This is a genomic window from Christensenella minuta, from assembly GCF_003628755.1.
GTDB lineage: Bacteria > Bacillota > Clostridia > Christensenellales > Christensenellaceae > Christensenella > Christensenella minuta.
The window spans coordinates 572,791-590,018 of record NZ_CP029256.1; the positions used below are offsets into that span (position 1 = coordinate 572,791).

The 17,228-nt window shown below is 50.4% G+C and carries 17 protein-coding genes; 16 read left to right on the forward strand and 1 reads right to left on the reverse strand.

The window, feature by feature from the left end:
• Positions 1 to 45: 45 nt before the first annotated feature.
• Positions 46 to 663, reverse strand: coding sequence for a lactate utilization protein (locus B1H56_RS02760; RefSeq protein ID WP_066521382.1), 618 nt, complete (start codon positions 661 to 663; stop codon positions 46 to 48).
• A 153-nt stretch (positions 664 to 816) separates the two neighbouring features.
• Here B1H56_RS02760 and lepA point away from each other — a divergent pair, with 153 nt between their 5' ends.
• The 16 genes from lepA (at position 817) to B1H56_RS02835 (ending at position 17,228) form a co-directional block, all read left to right on the forward strand.
• A complete protein-coding gene (gene lepA, locus B1H56_RS02765; RefSeq protein ID WP_066521380.1) occupies positions 817 to 2,622 on the forward strand; it encodes a translation elongation factor 4 in 1,806 nt (601 codons plus the stop codon).
• Positions 2,623 to 2,641: 19 nt separating this feature from the next.
• A complete protein-coding gene (gene hemW / locus B1H56_RS02770; protein WP_066521377.1) occupies positions 2,642 to 3,772 on the forward strand; it encodes a radical SAM family heme chaperone HemW in 1,131 nt (376 codons plus the stop codon).
• A 226-nt stretch (positions 3,773 to 3,998) separates the two neighbouring features.
• Positions 3,999 to 5,036: a heat-inducible transcriptional repressor HrcA gene (hrcA, locus tag B1H56_RS02775; protein ID WP_066521615.1), complete on the forward strand. Its 1,038-nt coding sequence runs from the start codon at positions 3,999 to 4,001 to the stop codon at positions 5,034 to 5,036.
• A gap of 41 nt (positions 5,037 to 5,077) precedes the next feature.
• A complete protein-coding gene (gene grpE / locus B1H56_RS02780) occupies positions 5,078 to 5,647 on the forward strand; it encodes a nucleotide exchange factor GrpE (RefSeq protein WP_162938954.1) in 570 nt (189 codons plus the stop codon).
• Positions 5,648 to 5,720: 73 nt separating this feature from the next.
• On the forward strand, positions 5,721 to 7,610 hold the full coding sequence (gene dnaK, locus B1H56_RS02785) for a molecular chaperone DnaK (RefSeq protein WP_066521374.1): 1,890 nt from the start codon (positions 5,721 to 5,723) through the stop codon (positions 7,608 to 7,610).
• A 104-nt stretch (positions 7,611 to 7,714) separates the two neighbouring features.
• Positions 7,715 to 8,824, forward strand: a complete 1,110-nt coding sequence (gene dnaJ, locus B1H56_RS02790) for a molecular chaperone DnaJ (RefSeq protein WP_278287613.1) — start codon at positions 7,715 to 7,717, stop codon at positions 8,822 to 8,824.
• 96 nt (positions 8,825 to 8,920) lie between these two features.
• A complete protein-coding gene (gene prmA, locus B1H56_RS02795) occupies positions 8,921 to 9,862 on the forward strand; it encodes a 50S ribosomal protein L11 methyltransferase (RefSeq protein ID WP_066521365.1) in 942 nt (313 codons plus the stop codon).
• Positions 9,859 to 10,590: a 16S rRNA (uracil(1498)-N(3))-methyltransferase gene (locus tag B1H56_RS02800; protein ID WP_066521364.1), complete on the forward strand. Its 732-nt coding sequence runs from the start codon at positions 9,859 to 9,861 to the stop codon at positions 10,588 to 10,590. The genes prmA and B1H56_RS02800 overlap by 4 nt, the downstream gene beginning before the upstream one ends.
• On the forward strand, positions 10,571 to 11,866 hold the full coding sequence (gene mtaB / locus B1H56_RS02805) for a tRNA (N(6)-L-threonylcarbamoyladenosine(37)-C(2))-methylthiotransferase MtaB (RefSeq protein ID WP_242862174.1): 1,296 nt from the start codon (positions 10,571 to 10,573) through the stop codon (positions 11,864 to 11,866). Before B1H56_RS02800 ends, mtaB begins: the two co-directional genes overlap by 20 nt.
• A gap of 11 nt (positions 11,867 to 11,877) precedes the next feature.
• The gene (locus B1H56_RS02810) at positions 11,878 to 12,222 is read left to right on the forward strand and encodes a histidine triad nucleotide-binding protein (RefSeq protein ID WP_066521357.1); all 345 of its coding nucleotides are present in this window, start codon (positions 11,878 to 11,880) and stop codon (positions 12,220 to 12,222) included.
• Between the two features lie 18 nt (positions 12,223 to 12,240).
• Positions 12,241 to 12,378, forward strand: coding sequence for a hypothetical protein (locus B1H56_RS14480; RefSeq protein ID WP_156468720.1), 138 nt, complete (start codon positions 12,241 to 12,243; stop codon positions 12,376 to 12,378).
• A gap of 56 nt (positions 12,379 to 12,434) precedes the next feature.
• On the forward strand, positions 12,435 to 12,608 hold the full coding sequence (gene rpsU / locus B1H56_RS02815) for a 30S ribosomal protein S21 (protein WP_046444557.1): 174 nt from the start codon (positions 12,435 to 12,437) through the stop codon (positions 12,606 to 12,608).
• A gap of 180 nt (positions 12,609 to 12,788) precedes the next feature.
• On the forward strand, positions 12,789 to 13,730 hold the full coding sequence (locus B1H56_RS02820) for a PhoH family protein (protein WP_066521614.1): 942 nt from the start codon (positions 12,789 to 12,791) through the stop codon (positions 13,728 to 13,730).
• Positions 13,731 to 13,749: 19 nt separating this feature from the next.
• Positions 13,750 to 16,011, forward strand: coding sequence for an HD family phosphohydrolase (locus B1H56_RS02825; protein WP_066521353.1), 2,262 nt, complete (start codon positions 13,750 to 13,752; stop codon positions 16,009 to 16,011).
• Positions 15,980 to 16,489: an rRNA maturation RNase YbeY gene (gene ybeY, locus B1H56_RS02830; RefSeq protein WP_066740062.1), complete on the forward strand. Its 510-nt coding sequence runs from the start codon at positions 15,980 to 15,982 to the stop codon at positions 16,487 to 16,489. The genes B1H56_RS02825 and ybeY overlap by 32 nt, the downstream gene beginning before the upstream one ends.
• Positions 16,479 to 17,228, forward strand: coding sequence for a diacylglycerol kinase (locus B1H56_RS02835; RefSeq protein WP_066521351.1), 750 nt, complete (start codon positions 16,479 to 16,481; stop codon positions 17,226 to 17,228). Before ybeY ends, B1H56_RS02835 begins: the two co-directional genes overlap by 11 nt.

A 17,228-nucleotide genomic window follows, 5' to 3' on the forward strand; every position in this document is an offset into this window, starting at 1 on the left:
CTGCGGCGCCCGTTTTTAAGATATTATTTGCAAAGCTCCCGGATTTCAGAAACCAAGGACTTCGTTTACCAGCAGGATATGGATATCCTTCCCATTCGGGGGATATTGGATGCGCACTGTCACTTTGCACATGCGCTCGGGCAGACCGCAGTTCCTGCATACGCCTTCTGTAGCACAAGGCGTGGGAAGGCCAAGACGCTTTGCGTTCCGGGGACAGGCGGTCTTTTTGATCCGGGCGATCGCATCGTGCGGCCCTTTGCTGACTTTATTTATCCCGCACAGGACGATCACCTTATCCGGCCCGAAAAACATTGCCGCAACCCGGTTGCCATTGCCGTCAATATTGATGAGGTCTCCTTCGCGCGTGAGGGCGTTGGTGGACGTGAGGTATACGTCGGCACCCATTGCGCTGCGCCATACCGCCATATTGTCCGGCTTTTCTTTCTTTCGCTCGAGCGTCTGGGAATAGATCGTTTTACCGGTCGCGGCAATTTCGTCGAACAATCCGGATTCCTTGATGGTCTGGCTGCCGCCGATGCCAATAGAATCCGCGTCCGAAATAAGCTCCATTATGCGCTTTTTTGCAGAGCCGGTGTCTTCAAAAAATTCGGCATGGAACCGCTTGCTGTTCAATAAATCTATCAGTTCCTGATATTCGTTCATAAAAATCCCCTCCTTTTTTACAGAAGTACAGAAGCTAAGCTTCATTAATTATTATTATATACCACAACCGTGCGGCGGGCTACCGATTATTTTATTGATTTTTGGATGGGGTTTGCGTATCATAAGAAAAGAGAATCAATATTAGGAGAACACATGAAAAACGAGTATCAGAAGAATATACGGAATTTTTGTATTATAGCCCATATAGATCACGGGAAATCGACGCTGGCGGACAGGCTGATCGAAATGACGGGCACGGTCGCGCAGAGGGACATCAAGGAACAGCTCCTTGATACGATGGACCTTGAGAGGGAGCGCGGGATCACCATTAAATCGCAGGCGGTGCGCATGCTCTACGACCGTGGAGGCGTCCAGTATGAACTGAACCTGATCGATACGCCCGGGCATGTGGACTTTACCTACGAGGTATCGCGTTCGCTCGCGGCCTGCGAGGGAGCCGTACTTGTGGTGGACGCGAGTCAGGGAATCGAGGCCCAGACTCTTGCAAACGTATATCTTGCGATGGACAATGACCTTGAGATCATTCCGGTCATCAACAAGGTGGACTTGCCAAGCGCGCGTCCGGATGAAATCGCCAAGGAGATCGAAGACGTGCTTGGGCTGGACGCATCCGACGCCCCGCGTATCAGTGCGAAAAGCGGGGAAAATGTACAGCAGGTACTGGATGCAATCGTAGATAAACTTCCCGCACCGGTGGGCGATGAAGAAAAACCTTTAAAAGCATTGGTATTTGATTCTTACTACGATAACTATAAGGGCGCGATCAGCTATGTGCGCTTGATTGACGGATGTGTAAAGGAAGGAACGAAAATAAGGTTTATGGCGTCGGGGAAGGTGTTCGACACTACGGAGGTCGGCGCATTCGCCCCTGAGCTTGTTCCGACCAAAGAGTTGAAGGCGGGAGACGTGGGCTATATTGCAGCAAGCATCAAAAATGTCGCGGATACGCGCGTGGGCGATACGGTAACAGACGATCGACGGCCTGCCGCACAGGCGCTGCCAGGATATAAAAAGATCACGCCGATGGTATACTGCGGTATCTATCCGGCAGACGGGGCCAAGTACGACGATTTGCGCGACGCGCTGGAGAAACTGCAGTTGAACGACGCATCCCTTCTATATGACCCGGAGGTGTCCGTGGCCCTTGGGTTTGGCTTCCGCTGCGGGTTCCTCGGGCTGCTGCATATGGAGATTATCCAAGAGCGGCTGGAACGCGAATTCGATCTTGATCTTGTGACCACGGCTCCCAGCGTTTCCTACCGTGTGCGCATGATGAGCGGAGAAGAGCTTGAGATCGACAATCCGACAAACCTTCCGGATCCCTCTATGATCGAGTATATGGAGGAACCCATTGCCAAGGTGAGCGTGATGACGCCGGATACCTATGTGGGCGCGGTGATGGAACTGTGCCAGGAGAAACGCGGCATCTTCAAGAATATGGAATATATTGAAGCGACGCGTGTGCTTCTGCATTACGAGATTCCGCTCAACGAAATTATTTATGACTTTTTTGACAATTTGAAATCAAGGACGCGGGGATATGCGTCCATGGATTATGAGGTGCAGGGCTACGCCAAGAGCGACCTTGTGAAGTTGGATATCCTCCTCAACGGCGAGATGTGCGACGCGCTTTCAATCATTGTGCACCGGGAACGCGCTTACGGGCGGGGTCGTTCCATTGCGGAGAAACTCAAAGAAGTAATCCCGCGGCAAATGTTTGAGATTCCAATCCAGGCCGCGATCGGCGGGAAAATCATTGCGCGGGAAACGGTGAAGGCGCTGCGCAAGGATGTTTTGGCAAAATGTTATGGCGGCGATATCAGCCGCAAAAAGAAGCTGCTTGAAAAGCAGAAAGAGGGCAAGAAGCGTATGCGTCAGGTGGGCAGCGTAGAGGTGCCGTCCGAGGCCTTTATGAGCGTGCTTAAAATGGACAAGTGAACCTGAGAAGGCAGAAAATATGCTGGGCATTTATTTACATATTCCCTTTTGCCTAAAAAAATGTAGTTATTGCAACTTTGTGTCTCTAGAGCGTACAGAGCTTATGGATGCGTATTTCTGTGCGCTGAAAAACGAGATCGGCATGACGGGTCGGATGTACGGCAGAAAGGTGGATTCTGTTTTTTTCGGCGGGGGAACGCCGTCCTTTCCGCCTGCGTGCTATATTACGGAAACAATGGATGCACTGCGCTGTGCCTTTGACATCGAAGAAGACGCGGAAATTACCCTTGAAGCCAATCCTTGTTCGCTGGACGCACGGAGTCTGAAGGAATACCGTCAAGCGGGGATCAACCGCCTGAGCATCGGAATGCAGGCAGCCCAGGATCGTTTGCTGGCGGTGCTCGGAAGGCAGCACACGCGGGAGCAGTTTGAATGTGCCTATAATCTCGCGCGGGATGCCGGATTTTCAAATATCAATATAGATGCGATCTATGCGCTGCCTGGACAGGAAAGCGGGGAGTGGGGGGAAACGCTCCGCTTTATATTGAAGAAGGAGCCTGAGCATATTTCGGCCTATGCGCTGAAAATTGAACCGGAAACGCCGCTTTTTCATGCCGTGAGCGCGGGGGCGGCCGTGCCGGCGGACGAGGATATGGATCTCGCGATGTATCATATGGCCCAGGAGATTCTGGCGGAGCGGGGCTTTGTCAATTATGAGATATCAAACTTTGCAAAAGAGGGATTTGAATGTATGCACAACCTGAAATATTGGAATGTGCACGATTATCTCGGACTTGGGGCGGCGGCACACTCCTGCATGGACCAGATGCGTTTTTCCAATACGGAGGACGTAGAAGAATATATTTCCGATATGCAAGAGGGAAGGCTGCGGTATGCCTCGTCCGTGCTCGTGCCGGAAAAGGAACGTAAGATGGAGTATATTATGCTAAAGTTGCGGCTCAAAAAAGGCTTTTCTTTTTTCGATTACAAGAACAGGTTTGATGAAGATTTCCGAGAGGCATTTTCCAGAGAGATGGAAAAGGTGGTTTCACTGGGCCTTGCAAAAACAGACGGACGAGGCCTATATCCTACAAGGCGCGGATTCGATCTTCAAAATCAACTGGTTTCCCTGCTGGTCTGCAACCTGTAATCGCAGGGAGACGAGCTTGGCAAAGATCGCAAATTACGGCGTTTGTTCATAAAATATTCATCTGGAACATTTATTATTTTAACAAACCGTATTGACAACCACCCGGCGCGGTGGTATCTTTATATCAAGGAATTAGCACTCGACAATGAAGAGTGCTAACAAATCGGTTTTAAACCGGTTTTTTGTGTATATAAAGATACTGCAGGTGGAAAGGAGGGCGCGCGGCATGGAATTGTCAGACAGAAAATTGAGAATATTAAAAGCGATCATCGACGATTACATTGATACCGGAATTCCGGTTGGGTCGCGTACGCTTTCCAAAAAACCGGATCTTGATTACAGTCCGGCGACAATCCGAAACGAGATGGCAGACCTTGAAGAAATGGGGCTGCTTGAGCAACCGCACACCTCAGCGGGGAGAACGCCGAGTGACAAGGCCTACCGCTTATATGTGGACCGGCTGATGCACATCGACCGCATTACCAAAGACGAGGCGATGTTCATCCGCAATTATTTCGATACGCGCGTCGACGAGATCGGCGAGGTGTTGACCTCAGCGGCTAAAGCGCTGTCGGATGCCACCAAGCATATTTCGATGGTGACGGCGCCGAACCTTGAAAGCGTAAAGCTGAAACGCATCCAGATTGTAAAGATTACCGAAGCAAAAGCACTTTTGATTTTTGTAACGGACAATGGGCTGGTGCAGGACAAAATGATTAACGTACCGCTTGCGATGGATGTGCACCAACTTGAGGCACTTTCCAACATGCTGACGGAGCAGGTCCAGAATACGTCGCTGAAAGAAGCTGAAGAGATCATCAAAAGTTCGTGTATGGACAGCCTGAAAGAGCAAAAGATGATTATGAGCGAGGTACTTGACGCCATCAACCTTAATCGTGAGAAAAAAGAGCTTGTGTTTGGCGGGGCGCAAAATATATTCAATTATCCGGAATATAAAGATGTGAGCAAAGCGCAGCATTTCCTGCAGCTTCTGGAGACCAAAGACGTGCTCTATAAGGTGATGTCCGCAGCGACCGACCTTGAATTTTCAATCAGGATTGGAAAAGAGAATCCTTATGATGATTTTAAGGATATGAGTATCGTGACGGCAACCTATAAGATAGGCGGCGAGAAAATCGGATCGTTTGGTGTGATTGGGCCGACACGCATGGATTACGCGCGCGTACTTTCCGTGCTGAATTACGTAGGCATGAGTTTGAGCGACATTCTTTCATGTTTGCTGCAAACAGAGAATAAAAAATAAGGCAGGTAAGAAAATTGGCGGAAAAACAGGAGAAGCAGCAGGTGGAGCAAGAACGGGCTGCGGAAGAAGTAAAAGAACAGGTTGTGGAAGAGCGGGCGGAGGAGACGAAGCCTGAGGAAAAAGAGGAAAAAAAGACGGCGAAGCATAAAGCTGCCGCCAAAAAGGACAAGGCGCAGGAAAAGCTGAAGATTCTGGAAGCGGAAAAAGAGGAATATTTAAACGCGCTGCAAAGGGAACGGGCGGATTTTGAGAATTATAAGAAGCGCAATGCGACCCTCGCCGCATCGTCATTTCAAAACGGCGTAGCGGATACCGTCATGGTGATATTGCCGATCCTCGACAACTTTGAACGCGCGCTGGCCGCAGAATGCGGAGACAAAGCGTTCTTTGAAGGAATGACGATGATTATGCGGCAAATGCAGGACGCGCTCCGGAACTTGGGTGTGGAAGAAATCGGCGCAGACGGACAGTTCGACCCGGAAGTGCATAATGCGGTGATGCAGGTGGAAGAAGAAGGGTTTGAGACCAATCAGATTGTCGAAGTGCTGCAAAAAGGATATAGCCTGAACGGAAAGGTGCTGCGGCACTCGATGGTAAAGGTTGCAAAGTAAAAATAAGGCGGAACGCCTTATCTATAATCAAAAATAAAGAATTGAAAAACAATTTTACAGGAGGTTTTCATAAATGGGTAAAGTAATCGGAATTGACCTTGGAACAACAAATTCATGCGTAGCAGTCATGGAAGGCGGCGAGGCCGTCGTAATCCCAAACGCGGAGGGCGCGCGGACGACACCGTCCGTCGTGGCTTTTTCAAATAATGGCGAAAGATTGATCGGCCAAGTTGCAAAGCGCCAGGCGGTCACTAATCCGGACCATACCGTTATGTCGATCAAGCGCGACATGGGAACGGACAGGAAGATAGACATTGACGGCAAGACCTATTCGCCGCAGGAAATTTCTGCGATGATCCTTCAGAAGCTGAAGTCTGATGCGGAAGCTTATCTTGGAGAAACGGTTACGCAGGCGGTTATTACGGTGCCGGCGTACTTCTCCGATTCACAGCGGCAGGCGACGAAAGACGCGGGTAAAATCGCAGGCCTCGAAGTGTTGCGTATCGTGAACGAGCCTACGGCAGCGGCGCTGGCCTACGGGCTTGAAAAAGACAATAACCAGAAGGTTCTTGTGTATGACTTGGGCGGCGGAACATTCGACGTATCACTGCTCGAGATCGGCGACGGAGTAATTGAAGTGCTCGCTACGAGCGGAAACAACCGCCTCGGCGGCGATGATTTTGACGATAAGATTGTCGGGTGGATGGTTGACGAATTCAAAAAGAGCAATGGGATCGACCTCTCCGGCGATAAGATTGCAATGCAGCGGTTAAAGGAAGCGGCGGAAAAAGCGAAGATCGAGCTTTCCGGCGTGATGCAGACAAATATCAACCTGCCGTTCATCACGGCTGATGCTACCGGACCGAAGCATCTCGATCTCAACCTTACGCGGGCGAAATTTGACGAACTCACGGCCGACCTTGTTGCCGCAACAGAAGGGCCGACCACAAATGCAATCAAGGATGCGGGTATCAGCAGTTCGGATATCGACAAAATCCTGCTTGTAGGCGGCTCTTCCCGTATTCCGGCCGTACAGGACATGGTAAAACGGATTACGGGCAAGGAACCCTTCAAGGGCATCAATCCGGATGAATGTGTGGCAATGGGCGCGGCGATTCAGGCGGGCGTTCTTGGCGGCGAAGTCAAGGATGTACTGCTTCTTGACGTAACGCCTCTTTCCCTTGGTATTGAAACGATGGGCGGCATCTGCACAAAACTTATCGATAGGAACACGACGATCCCGGCGAAAAAAAGTCAGATTTTCTCTACCGCCGCAGATGGCCAGACCAGTGTTGAGATCCATGTACTGCAGGGCGAACGTGAAATGGCAGCCGCCAATAAAACGCTCGGCCGGTTCACGCTTACCGGCATCGCTCCGGCCCCGAGGGGCGTTCCGCAGATCGAAGTCACCTTCGATATCGACGCGAACGGTATCGTGAATGTTTCCGCAAAGGATATGGGGACTGGCAAGGAACAAAAGATTACGATTACGGCATCCACAAACCTGTCGGATGACGAGATCGACAAGGCAGTAAAAGACGCGGAGAAATTCGCGGCGGAAGATGAAAAGCGCAAGGAAGAGGTCGAAGCGCGCAATAACGCGGATTCCCTGATCTATCAGACGGAAAAAACCTTGAAAGACCTTGGCGACAAGGTGCCGAAGGACGACCAGAAAAAGATTGAGGATGAGCTGGCCGCAACCAAGGAAGCGCTGAAGACAAACAATCCGGATACGATCAAATCTGCAACTGAAAAGCTGCAAAAGGTATCCTTTGATACGTTCGGCAAAATCTATCAGCAGGCGGGCGGAGATCCAAACGCCGCGGCAGGAGGCGCACAGGGCGGCGCGGGCTTCGACCCCAATTATGATCCGAACGGCGGTACAAAGAAGGACGACAACGTGGTAGACGCGGATTATGAAGTCGTTGACGATGATAAAAAGGATGACAAGAAGGACAAATAGGGCGCAAAGCCACAGAGAACGGATCAATTTCCTCCAAAAGCCAGAGTGTCGCACTTTGGCTTTTGGAGATTTTCAAGATTCTGATGGAAGAGGTAGCGTAAATTTTGGCTAAGGACTATTACGAAACGCTTGGCGTTGGAAGAGACGCAAGCGCGGACGAAATTAAAAGTGCATACAGGAAGCTTGCCAAGAAATATCATCCCGATATGAACAAGGGAGATGAGGGTGCGGCGCAGAAGTTCAAAGAAGTAAACGAGGCGTATCAGGTGCTGAGCGACGACCAGAAACGTCAGCAATACGATACGTTCGGGACTGCGGACGGCGCGGGTGGCTTCGGCGGACAAGGCGGCTTCGGCGGCTTTGAGGGCTTTGGCGGATTTGGCGATATTTTCGATAATATTTTTGGCGGCGGGATGCGAAGCCGCCCGGCAAACGGACCTCAGCGCGGCAGCGATATCCGTGTGAATATGCGGCTTTCTTTTGAAGACGCGGCGCAGGGAATAAAGCACGATATCAGTATTACACGCCTTGAAGCATGTGACGAATGCGGCGGCACCGGGGCGGCACCGGGGACGGAGCGCAGAACATGCCCGACATGTAACGGTACAGGGCAGGAGCGCGTACAGCAGCAGACGATGTTCGGCAGTTTTGTCAATGTGCAGCCCTGCCGCACCTGTGGGGGAGAAGGAACTATTGTAGATACGCCGTGCGAAAAATGCAAGGGAAAAGGAACGGTACAGCGCCAGCGTACGATTTCCGTAAATATTCCGGCGGGCATCGACAACGGACAGGTACTGACGATGCGCGGCGAGGGCAATGTGGGCAAACGGGGCGGTCCGGCAGGCGATCTGCAGATTGTGATTTCCGTAAAACCGCATAAATTATTTGAACGGCTGGGAAATGATCTTTACCTCGATATGGATATCACGATGATGCAGGCGGCGCTTGGAGACGAGGTCGAAGTCCCCACGCTCGACGGAAAGGTGCGCTATAAAATAGAGGCTGGCACTCAACCGGGAACTGTTTTCCGCCTTAAGAACAAAGGGATCAAGTACCTGAATTCCAGCCGCATGGGAGATTTGTATGTGCGTGCCAATGTACAGATTCCAAAGAAGCTGAATGAGCGCCAGAAGAAGATACTGCGTGATTTTGAAGATAAAATCCGTTCAAAGGATAAAGAAACGACTTTTTCCAAGCCGAATGACGCTTTTTGAGCTATTTCAGGGAAGAGCAGGAAACTGCTCTTTTTTGTTGCAATGGGAAATGGTTTGTGGGTATAATAGAGTGAAGTTTGTTGCGAGGTACGGTAAATGGATTGGCTGAAAATCGGAATACGGACACAAAAAGAAGCGGAAGAAATTTTTTCCGCCTTACTTATGGAAGCGGGTGCAAAGGGGGTCTCCGTTGAGGGGGATAACGAAGCATGCGCCAAGGGCGGGCTTCCTTGGGATTATCTGGATGAAGAAGTTCTGGAAAAGGTCCCGTTTTGCGTTGCGGCCTTTTTCCCGTGCGATGGAAGCGAACGAGAGATTCTTGCGGATATAAAGGAACGTGTGCGGCGTGTAAAAGGAATGAACCTCGGCGTTCCGCTGGGCCGCCTTGAGATCAGTGCCCGGACGGTAAGGGAGGAAGATTGGGAGAATGCGTGGAAAGCATATTTCAAGCCGGTTAAAATCTCGGATTTTGTTGTTATCAAACCAACATGGGAGGATTATTCAGCTGCGCCTGAGGATGTTGTGATAGAAATTGATCCGGGGATGGCGTTCGGGACGGGAAATCACGAGACGACGCGGATGTGCGTACGGTTTTTGGAGGAATATATCGAGCCGGGTATGACAGTGGTCGATGCGGGCTGCGGAAGCGGTATTCTTTCCATCGCCGCGGCAAAGTTCGGTGCGGAAAAGGTCTATGCGCTCGATCTCGATCCTGTCGCGGTGGCGGTGACGGGGGAGAATGCACAGCGAAACGGCTGCGCGGATACGGTTGAGGTCAGGAAATCAGATTTGCTTGCGGAGGTCCCCGAGGGTACGCAGGCGGATATCGTGGTCGCCAATATTATTGCGGATGTGGTGATTGCGCTCAACGGCGTAGCGCAGGAATATATGAAGCGAAATGGCATGTACATTTGTTCGGGTATTATTGATTCCCGGTTGGATGACGTGCGAAAATCGCTTGAGGAGAAACGGTTTAAGGTGATCCAGATTCTGGAAGATGGAGAATGGCGGGCAATCGCGTGTAAGTACAGAGGATGAGACGTTTTTATTGGCCGGATATTACCGGAAAACATATTACGGTCACAGGACAGGAAGCAAAGCATATTTCCCGCGTACTGCGGATGCAGGAGGGAGATATGCTTATTCTGTTTGACGGAAGCGGCATAGATTACTATTGCACGCTTACTGGAAACGACGCGGACAGCATTTCTGTGGCGGTTGTTGAGAAAAAGGAATCCGGCAAAGAGTTGCCGGTCCAAATTACGCTTTGCCAGGCGGTCATTAAAAGCGACCATCTCGACTATGCCATACAAAAATGCACCGAGGCCGGAGTGCGGGCATTTGTTCCGTTCCTGAGCGAACGGTGCGTAAAGCGGCCGGATGCGAAATCGGCGGGGAAGCTTGTTGAGCGCGAAAGCCGTATTGCTATGGAGGCGGCGAAGCAGTGCGGACGGTCCTATGTTCCCAAGGTAGGAGACATTGTTACCCTTGAAAAAGCAGCGGAAGAGCTGCAAAATAAAAACGGTTTAAAATTGGTTGCGTATGAGAGTGAAGAGCATAGGACGATCAAAGAGGCGCTTCGGGAACAGCGGTGCCGGGAGATATTCCTGTTTGTCGGACCGGAGGGAGGTTTTACCCGGGAAGAGGTACGGTTGCTCGAGGAGGCGGGAGCGGTTTCCTGCTCTCTCGGGGAGCTGATTTTCCGGTCGGAAACGGCAGGCCTTGCCGCTGCCGCAATGATCGCTTATGAATATATGGGGAACTGACATGAGAGTTGCGGCCTATACGCTTGGATGCAAAGTAAACCAATATGATACGAACGCAATGGTGGAGCTTCTGGAACGAGCCGGCTTCGAGAGGGTGGAATTTCATGAAGAAGCTGATGTCTACTTGGTCAATACATGCACGGTAACGAATACCGCAGATAAAAAGTCGCGGAATATGATCCGCCGCCTGCATAAAAATTATCCGGAGGCGGTTATTTGCGTATGCGGCTGTCTTGCTCAACGCGACAGTGAAGGAATTCTGGAAATTGAGGGGGCCAGCGCGGTTATCGGGACAGAAGAACGAAGCAAAATCGTGCAGATCGTCAGGGAGTGCCTCACAGGGAAAAAGATCGACGGAGTATGTGAAATCGGGAACGTATTCGAGGAGATGCCGGTTTCATCGGCAGGAGAGCTTACGCGCGGGCATATCAAAATACAGGAAGGGTGCAATAATTTTTGCAGCTATTGCATCATTCCGTACGTACGCGGGCGCGTGCGCTCACGCGGCGCCGACAGCATTTTGTCGGAAGCCCGGGCGCTTGCGGCGCGCAGCGTCCGGGAGATCGTGCTCACGGGGATTCATATTTCATCCTATGGGCAAGATAACGGAGAAAGCCTTCTGAATGTACTAAGCGACCTTAATGAGATCAAAGGCATCAGTCGCATCCGCTTGGGCTCACTCGAACCGCATATTCTGACCCGGGAATTTTTGCGGGAGCTAAAGAATATGGAAAAGGTGTGCCCGCATTTCCATGTATCGCTTCAAAGCGGCAGCGACGGCATTCTGATGAGAATGAACCGGAAATATACTTCCGCGCAATTTTTGGAATACATTGCCAATATACGCGAAGCTTATGATAAGCCGGCGGTCACAACGGATATTATCGCCGGATTTCCAGGAGAAACTGAGGGAGAATTTGCGGAAACGTGCACATTTGTGAAGGAATGTAGATTCTTCAGGATTCATGTGTTCCCTTATTCGGAACGTGAAGGTACGCCTGCGGCCTCAATGGAGTGCCGGGTGCCAATGAAGGTGCGCCGCGGGCGGGCGAATCAGCTGATTGAAATTGGAGAAAGACTGGAACGCGAATATGCGGAACAGTTTCTTGGAACCGTGCAGACAGTATTGTTTGAGCAGGAAACGGACGACGGCCTTGCGGAAGGATATACCGAAAGGTATCTTCGTGTCCGTGCGGCAGGCATGCCAGGTACGCTGCAAAATGTTTTGTTAAAAAAGTATAAAAATGGTATACTGTATGGAGAAATCTTGAAGTAAGGAGTGCAAATATGGAAGATTGCTTGTTTTGTAAAATAGTAACGGGCGAAATCCCGTCCAACAAGGTATATGAAGATGCGTTTGTATATGCGTTTACGGATATCGATCCAAAGGCGCCCGTACATATTTTGCTCATACCGAAAAAGCACCTAAAAAGCATTCTTGAGGTAAAGGGTGAAGATTTTGAATATATTAACGCGATGGTGAAAGCGGCACAGAAAATTGCCGAAGAAAAAGGGATCGCGGCGGATGGGTTCCGGCTTGTGTTTAACACCGGTGAGAACGGAGGGCAGACCGTGCACCATTTGCATATGCATCTTTTGGGCGGGCGGTATATGGAATGGCCGCCCGGCTGACACAGCGGCAGGCGGCGAATGAGCTTTATTTGCGGCGGAAAACCGCTTGACAGGAAATTTTTCGGCTCCGGCGCATCGTGCGGCGGGCATGGAGATGGTCAGCAGGAATTAGCTGTTGACAGAACGCTGCGCTTTTACTATAATACAGAAGTATGAAATAGCTCCCAGTTCCTATCTTGGATGGGAACAGAGTACGGGAGGAGGGGAGATTAATGTCTGAGATACGCGTAGGCGAAAACGAAACACTGGAAAGTGCTCTGAGAAGATTCAAGCGTAAATGTGCAAGAGCAGGAGTTCTGGCTGAAATCCGGAAACGTGAGCATTATGAAAAACCCAGCGTAAAGAGAAAGAAAAAAGCAGAAGCGGCAAGAAAAAGAAAGCACTGAGCTTCCAATGTGAAAACAAAAAGCAGCAGGCCACTCGCACAATGCGGGAGGCCTGCTTTTTTGAATAGAAATAAGGTGTGGGCTTTTTGGAAAAAATATGATACTATTCATATGTGGGTATGAAAGCAGGAGGAATTTTCAAACTTGACAGAAACACAGATCGATATTTCATTCGACAGCATGGAGCAAATGGCCGGCGTGTTCGGCAATTTTGATGAGAATATCAATATTATATCAGCGGAGACGGATACGGCGATCCGCGCGACGGAAAACGGGATATGCATTACCGGTGAAGCGAAAAAGGTCCAGGCTGCGGCCGATGTGATCGAAGTCCTGAAAAAGATGTATGGAAAGAACGAGACCATTAATCAGGATTCCGTCAATTATGCAATGAACCTTGTATACGACGGACATCAGGAGCTGGTGAGCGAGATGATGTCTGACGTAGTGGCGATTACGGCAAAGGGCAAGCAGATCAAATGCAAATCCTATGGGCAAAAGGAATATATCCAGGCGATCAAGGATAATACGGTAGTCGTCTGTATCGGGCCGGCGGGAACGGGAAAAACATATCTTGCAATGGCGATGGCCGTTGTTGCGCTAAAAAATAAGCAGGTTTCACGCATCATATTGACCAGGCCAGCGGTGGAAGCGGGAGAAAACCTCGGATTTTTACCGGGAGACCTGCAAAACAAGGTCGACCCATACCTGCGTCCGCTCTATGACGCGCTTTACGACTTTATGGGCGTGGACGCATATACCCGCCTTTCGGAAAAAGGTGTGATAGAAGTGGCGCCGCTCGCCTATATGCGCGGCCGTACGCTGAATGATGCATTCATTATTCTGGACGAAGCGCAAAACTGTACGATGGAGCAGATGAAAATGTTCCTCACGCGGTTTGGAGAAAACGCCAAAGTCGTCGTTACGGGCGACATTACCCAAATAGATCTTCCGAAGGAAAGGGCATCCGGGCTTAAAAAGGTAGTTGAAATACTGAAAAACATCAAAAATATTGCAATCGTTCATCTCGATCAGAAGGATGTTGTACGGCATCCCCTGGTCAGGAATATTATAAAGGCCTTTGAGAGATATGAAAACAGGCGAAAAAATACGATCGTTTGACCGTATGTGAGGATTGAACATGGTTTTTAAAGAAACATTCCGCAAAAAAGCAATGATGAACCTCCTGATGGCGTTTGGTTCACTTGCGATTTGCGTTGCAATTGCGCTTTTCTCCCTAATGCCGCAGACATATGACATTACAAGCGGAGAGATATCGGATATTACGATCACCGCCCCGACCGACGTGATCGACGAAGCGGTGACACAGCGTGTTATTGAAGAAGAACAAGCGAAAATTGGCCCGGTTTATAACACGGATGCGAATACGACACAGCAAATTGTCAAAAAGATTTCCGAAGATTTTACCGCATTTGAAAATGCCCGCGGCGCTGCCGAGGAAATTTATAGCGCCGACCAGAAAAAGAAACAGCAGGAAGTGGAGCAGGAAATTACGGCTGTGCAGCAGGCGAATGCCGCAAACCCAGCCCAGCCCACTGCCGTTCCTACGGCCTATGCGGTCGTGCCCTTCGATCCGAAGAAAACGGAGTGGGAGACGCTTCTCACAGAAGACAACGTCAACACCCTGAAGGACCTTTTGCCCGAATATGTTACGACGGCGCAGCTTTACCAGATTGTTAGTATGACTTCAACTCAGCTTACGGACATGAAGGATTCCATCACCAACCATGTGCAGGACGTTCTTTATACGGGCGTACGGGCGGACGATATCGATTCGGCTAAAACGGATGTAATCAGCGCAGTGACGGAGCAGGGCGACATGACCGATGAAGAAAAGGAGCTAGTCTCGGCTGTCGTTACGAACGACCTGTATCCCAACATGGTGTTTGATGAAAAAGCGACCCAGCAAAAGCGGGACGAGGTCGCGGCTATGGTCACGCCCATTGAATATAAAAAAGGGCAGAATATTGTCCGCAAAGGCGAACTTGTTACGGACGACCAATATGAAGTTTTAAAAAGCCTTGGGATGTTATCGGCCGAATCCACTTCGATCAAGCCGTACGCGGCGGTGACGATCTACATTGTATTGATGTTTATAATGTACGCCGTATTCCTCGCGGTATTTAACCGTAAGCTTTTATTGGATACCAAAAAGATCGCAATTCTTGCGATCCTTACCGCGGCGGCCTATGGAATTACCTCGATCGCGCAGATTGTGGCAATTCACTTACTGCCCGTGTTCCTGTTCGTCATCTTGGGCGCCGTTTTGCTGTCGCCTAAAAATGCGATTGTATACAGCGTGTTCCTGTCGTTGCTCTTGATGAGTGTTACGACAGGCGGGCAAAACCTGTTCAGCACTACGTCGCTGATGCTTCTTTTGATTATGCTGACGGGAGGCTTTTTTGCGGTTTACATCCTGAAGGATATGCGCTACCGTTCGCGGCTTGTGCTCGCGGGGCTTGTAGCGGCAATCCCGGGAGTTGTCATTTCGCTGTTGGTGTGGATGCTGCAGGTGCCCCTGCTTTCCGATCAGGTCCACAATGTACAGCAAATGCTTTCGGCTATAGCAATGGTTGTGGGCAGCGGCGTGCTGTGCGGCATCGTGAGCATTGGCGTGCTGCCGTTGATTGAGAATGCGTTCAATCTGACGACGCCGACCAAACTGCTTGAGCTTTCCGATCCCACACATCCCCTGACGAAGCGGCTGATGATTGAAGCGCCGGGCACCTATCACCACAGTATCCTCGTTGCCAATCTTGCAGAGGCGGGATGCAATGCGGTGGGCGGGTTCTCGCTGCTTGCGCGCGTGGGCGCCTATTTCCATGATATCGGTAAGATAGAGCATCCTTTGTATTTTAAGGAAAACCAAAGAAACAATATCAACATGCACGATTCGCTTCCGCCGGAGCGAAGCGCGGAAGTTATCCGCCATCACGTACCTGCGGGCGTAGAGCTGCTGCGCAAATACAAAATGCCGCGCGAGATCATTGATATCGTGCGCAATCACCATGGCAGCGGAACGGTAGGGTATTTTTACGCGGAAGCGCTGGAAAAGGATGCGCATGTGAACAAGGAAGACTTCCAGTATGAAGGCAATCCGCCGGAGACAAAGGAACAGGCTATCGTGATGCTCGCTGACGTTGTGGAAGCGGCGGTCAGGAGCCTGGACAGCCCGTCGCGCGAGGAAATATCGGCGATGGTGCACAAATTGATTAAGGCACGCTATGATGAAGGCCAGCTTGATAATGCACCGCTCAACAGGCGGGATCTGAAACTGATCGCCGAGGCTTTTATCAATATCTTTGACGGCGTTTACCACCAGCGGATCAAATATCCGGAAATCAAGATACATGGAGCAGAAGATGACGATAACGTTCTCTGACGAACAGGATAAAATTGAAGTGACAGATAAGATTTCGGCGGCAATCTGTGCCGCGCTCGACGCTGCACAGGCGGAACTGGGCGTTCCTGCATGCCTGAATCTTCTGTTTACGGACAGCGAAGGGATACGGGAGTTAAACCGTGAATTCCGTGGGATAGACCAGGCGACGGACGTATTGTCCTTTCCGGCATATGAGCTTTCCACCCCCTTGGCGGAGTGCCTTGACGAGGTTGAAGCGGAATATGTGGAAGGAGAGCTTTTTCTCGGAGATATCGCTATTTCAATGGAGCGCGCACAGGAACAGGCGGAGGAGTACGGCCACGGGCTTGTGCGGGAGACGGCGTTTCTGGCGCTTCACGGAACGCTTCATCTGGTGGGATACGACCACATGACGCCCGAGGAAGAGAAGATCATGACACAAAAACAGGAAGCGCTCCTGCAATCTGTGAATATTGGCAGGGAAATGGATGGAATCTAACGAAAGCGGGAAAAAATACAGGCCGAAAAAATCGTTGATGAACAGCTTCAATCATGCCATCAACGGTTTTTTGCAGTCTTTTAAAATGGAACGCAATATGAAAATCCATGTTGCGCTTGCGGTTGTTGTCACGATTACTGCGCTTCTTACCCAGGTTACCCGGTTTGAGATGATTGCGCTGGTGCTTGTGATTGCATTCGTATTTTTTGCCGAGCTGTTTAATACGGCAATCGAAGCGGTAGTGGATATCGCATCCAAAGGTGAATATAACGAGCTCGCCCGTATTGCGAAGGACGTCGCGGCGGGAGGTGTCTTTGTTGCGGCAATGAGTGCGCTTGTTGTGGGCTACCTCGTTTTTTTCCGGAAGCTGTATACAATTTCTTATGCGTCGGTAAGCTACATCAACAACCTGCCCGCTTATATTACGTTTGCGGCCCTGATGCTGGTGTTTGTGGCCGTAATTGTGATGAAATCCCGTTTTATGAAAAAGGGCGGGAATTATATCCAAGGGGGGATGCCAAGCGGGCATACCGCCTTTGCTTTTGCATTATTTACCGCCATTGCCTTTGTATCCGCCGATCCGGTCGCTTCGACTTTCGCGGCGGTGCTTGCCCTGATCGTTGCGGAAAGCCGCATGGAAACAAAAGTACATACCTTTGCAGAAGTGCTGGTTGGGGCGCTTATGGGCGTTGTGATTACAGTGCTTGTGTTTGAGGTGGGAGAACTGATTATTCGCTGA

Coding starts and splice junctions, on each gene's coding strand:
- B1H56_RS02760 (WP_066521382.1), bottom strand. CDS start 663: ATGAACGAATATCAGGAACTGATAGATTTATTGAACAGCAAGCGGTTC.
- mtaB (WP_242862174.1), top strand. CDS start 10,571: ATGAATATATGGGGAACTGACATGAGAGTTGCGGCCTATACGCTTGGA.
- prmA (WP_066521365.1), top strand. CDS start 8,921: ATGGATTGGCTGAAAATCGGAATACGGACACAAAAAGAAGCGGAAGAA.
- B1H56_RS02820 (WP_066521614.1), top strand. CDS start 12,789: ATGGAGCAAATGGCCGGCGTGTTCGGCAATTTTGATGAGAATATCAAT.
- dnaK (WP_066521374.1), top strand. CDS start 5,721: ATGGGTAAAGTAATCGGAATTGACCTTGGAACAACAAATTCATGCGTA.
- ybeY (WP_066740062.1), top strand. CDS start 15,980: ATGGAGCAGAAGATGACGATAACGTTCTCTGACGAACAGGATAAAATT.
- hrcA (WP_066521615.1), top strand. CDS start 3,999: ATGGAATTGTCAGACAGAAAATTGAGAATATTAAAAGCGATCATCGAC.
- B1H56_RS02800 (WP_066521364.1), top strand. CDS start 9,859: ATGAGACGTTTTTATTGGCCGGATATTACCGGAAAACATATTACGGTC.
- B1H56_RS02835 (WP_066521351.1), top strand. CDS start 16,479: ATGGAATCTAACGAAAGCGGGAAAAAATACAGGCCGAAAAAATCGTTG.
- B1H56_RS02810 (WP_066521357.1), top strand. CDS start 11,878: ATGGAAGATTGCTTGTTTTGTAAAATAGTAACGGGCGAAATCCCGTCC.
- B1H56_RS02825 (WP_066521353.1), top strand. CDS start 13,750: ATGGTTTTTAAAGAAACATTCCGCAAAAAAGCAATGATGAACCTCCTG.
- rpsU (WP_046444557.1), top strand. CDS start 12,435: ATGTCTGAGATACGCGTAGGCGAAAACGAAACACTGGAAAGTGCTCTG.
- B1H56_RS14480 (WP_156468720.1), top strand. CDS start 12,241: ATGAGCTTTATTTGCGGCGGAAAACCGCTTGACAGGAAATTTTTCGGC.
- hemW (WP_066521377.1), top strand. CDS start 2,642: ATGCTGGGCATTTATTTACATATTCCCTTTTGCCTAAAAAAATGTAGT.
- lepA (WP_066521380.1), top strand. CDS start 817: ATGAAAAACGAGTATCAGAAGAATATACGGAATTTTTGTATTATAGCC.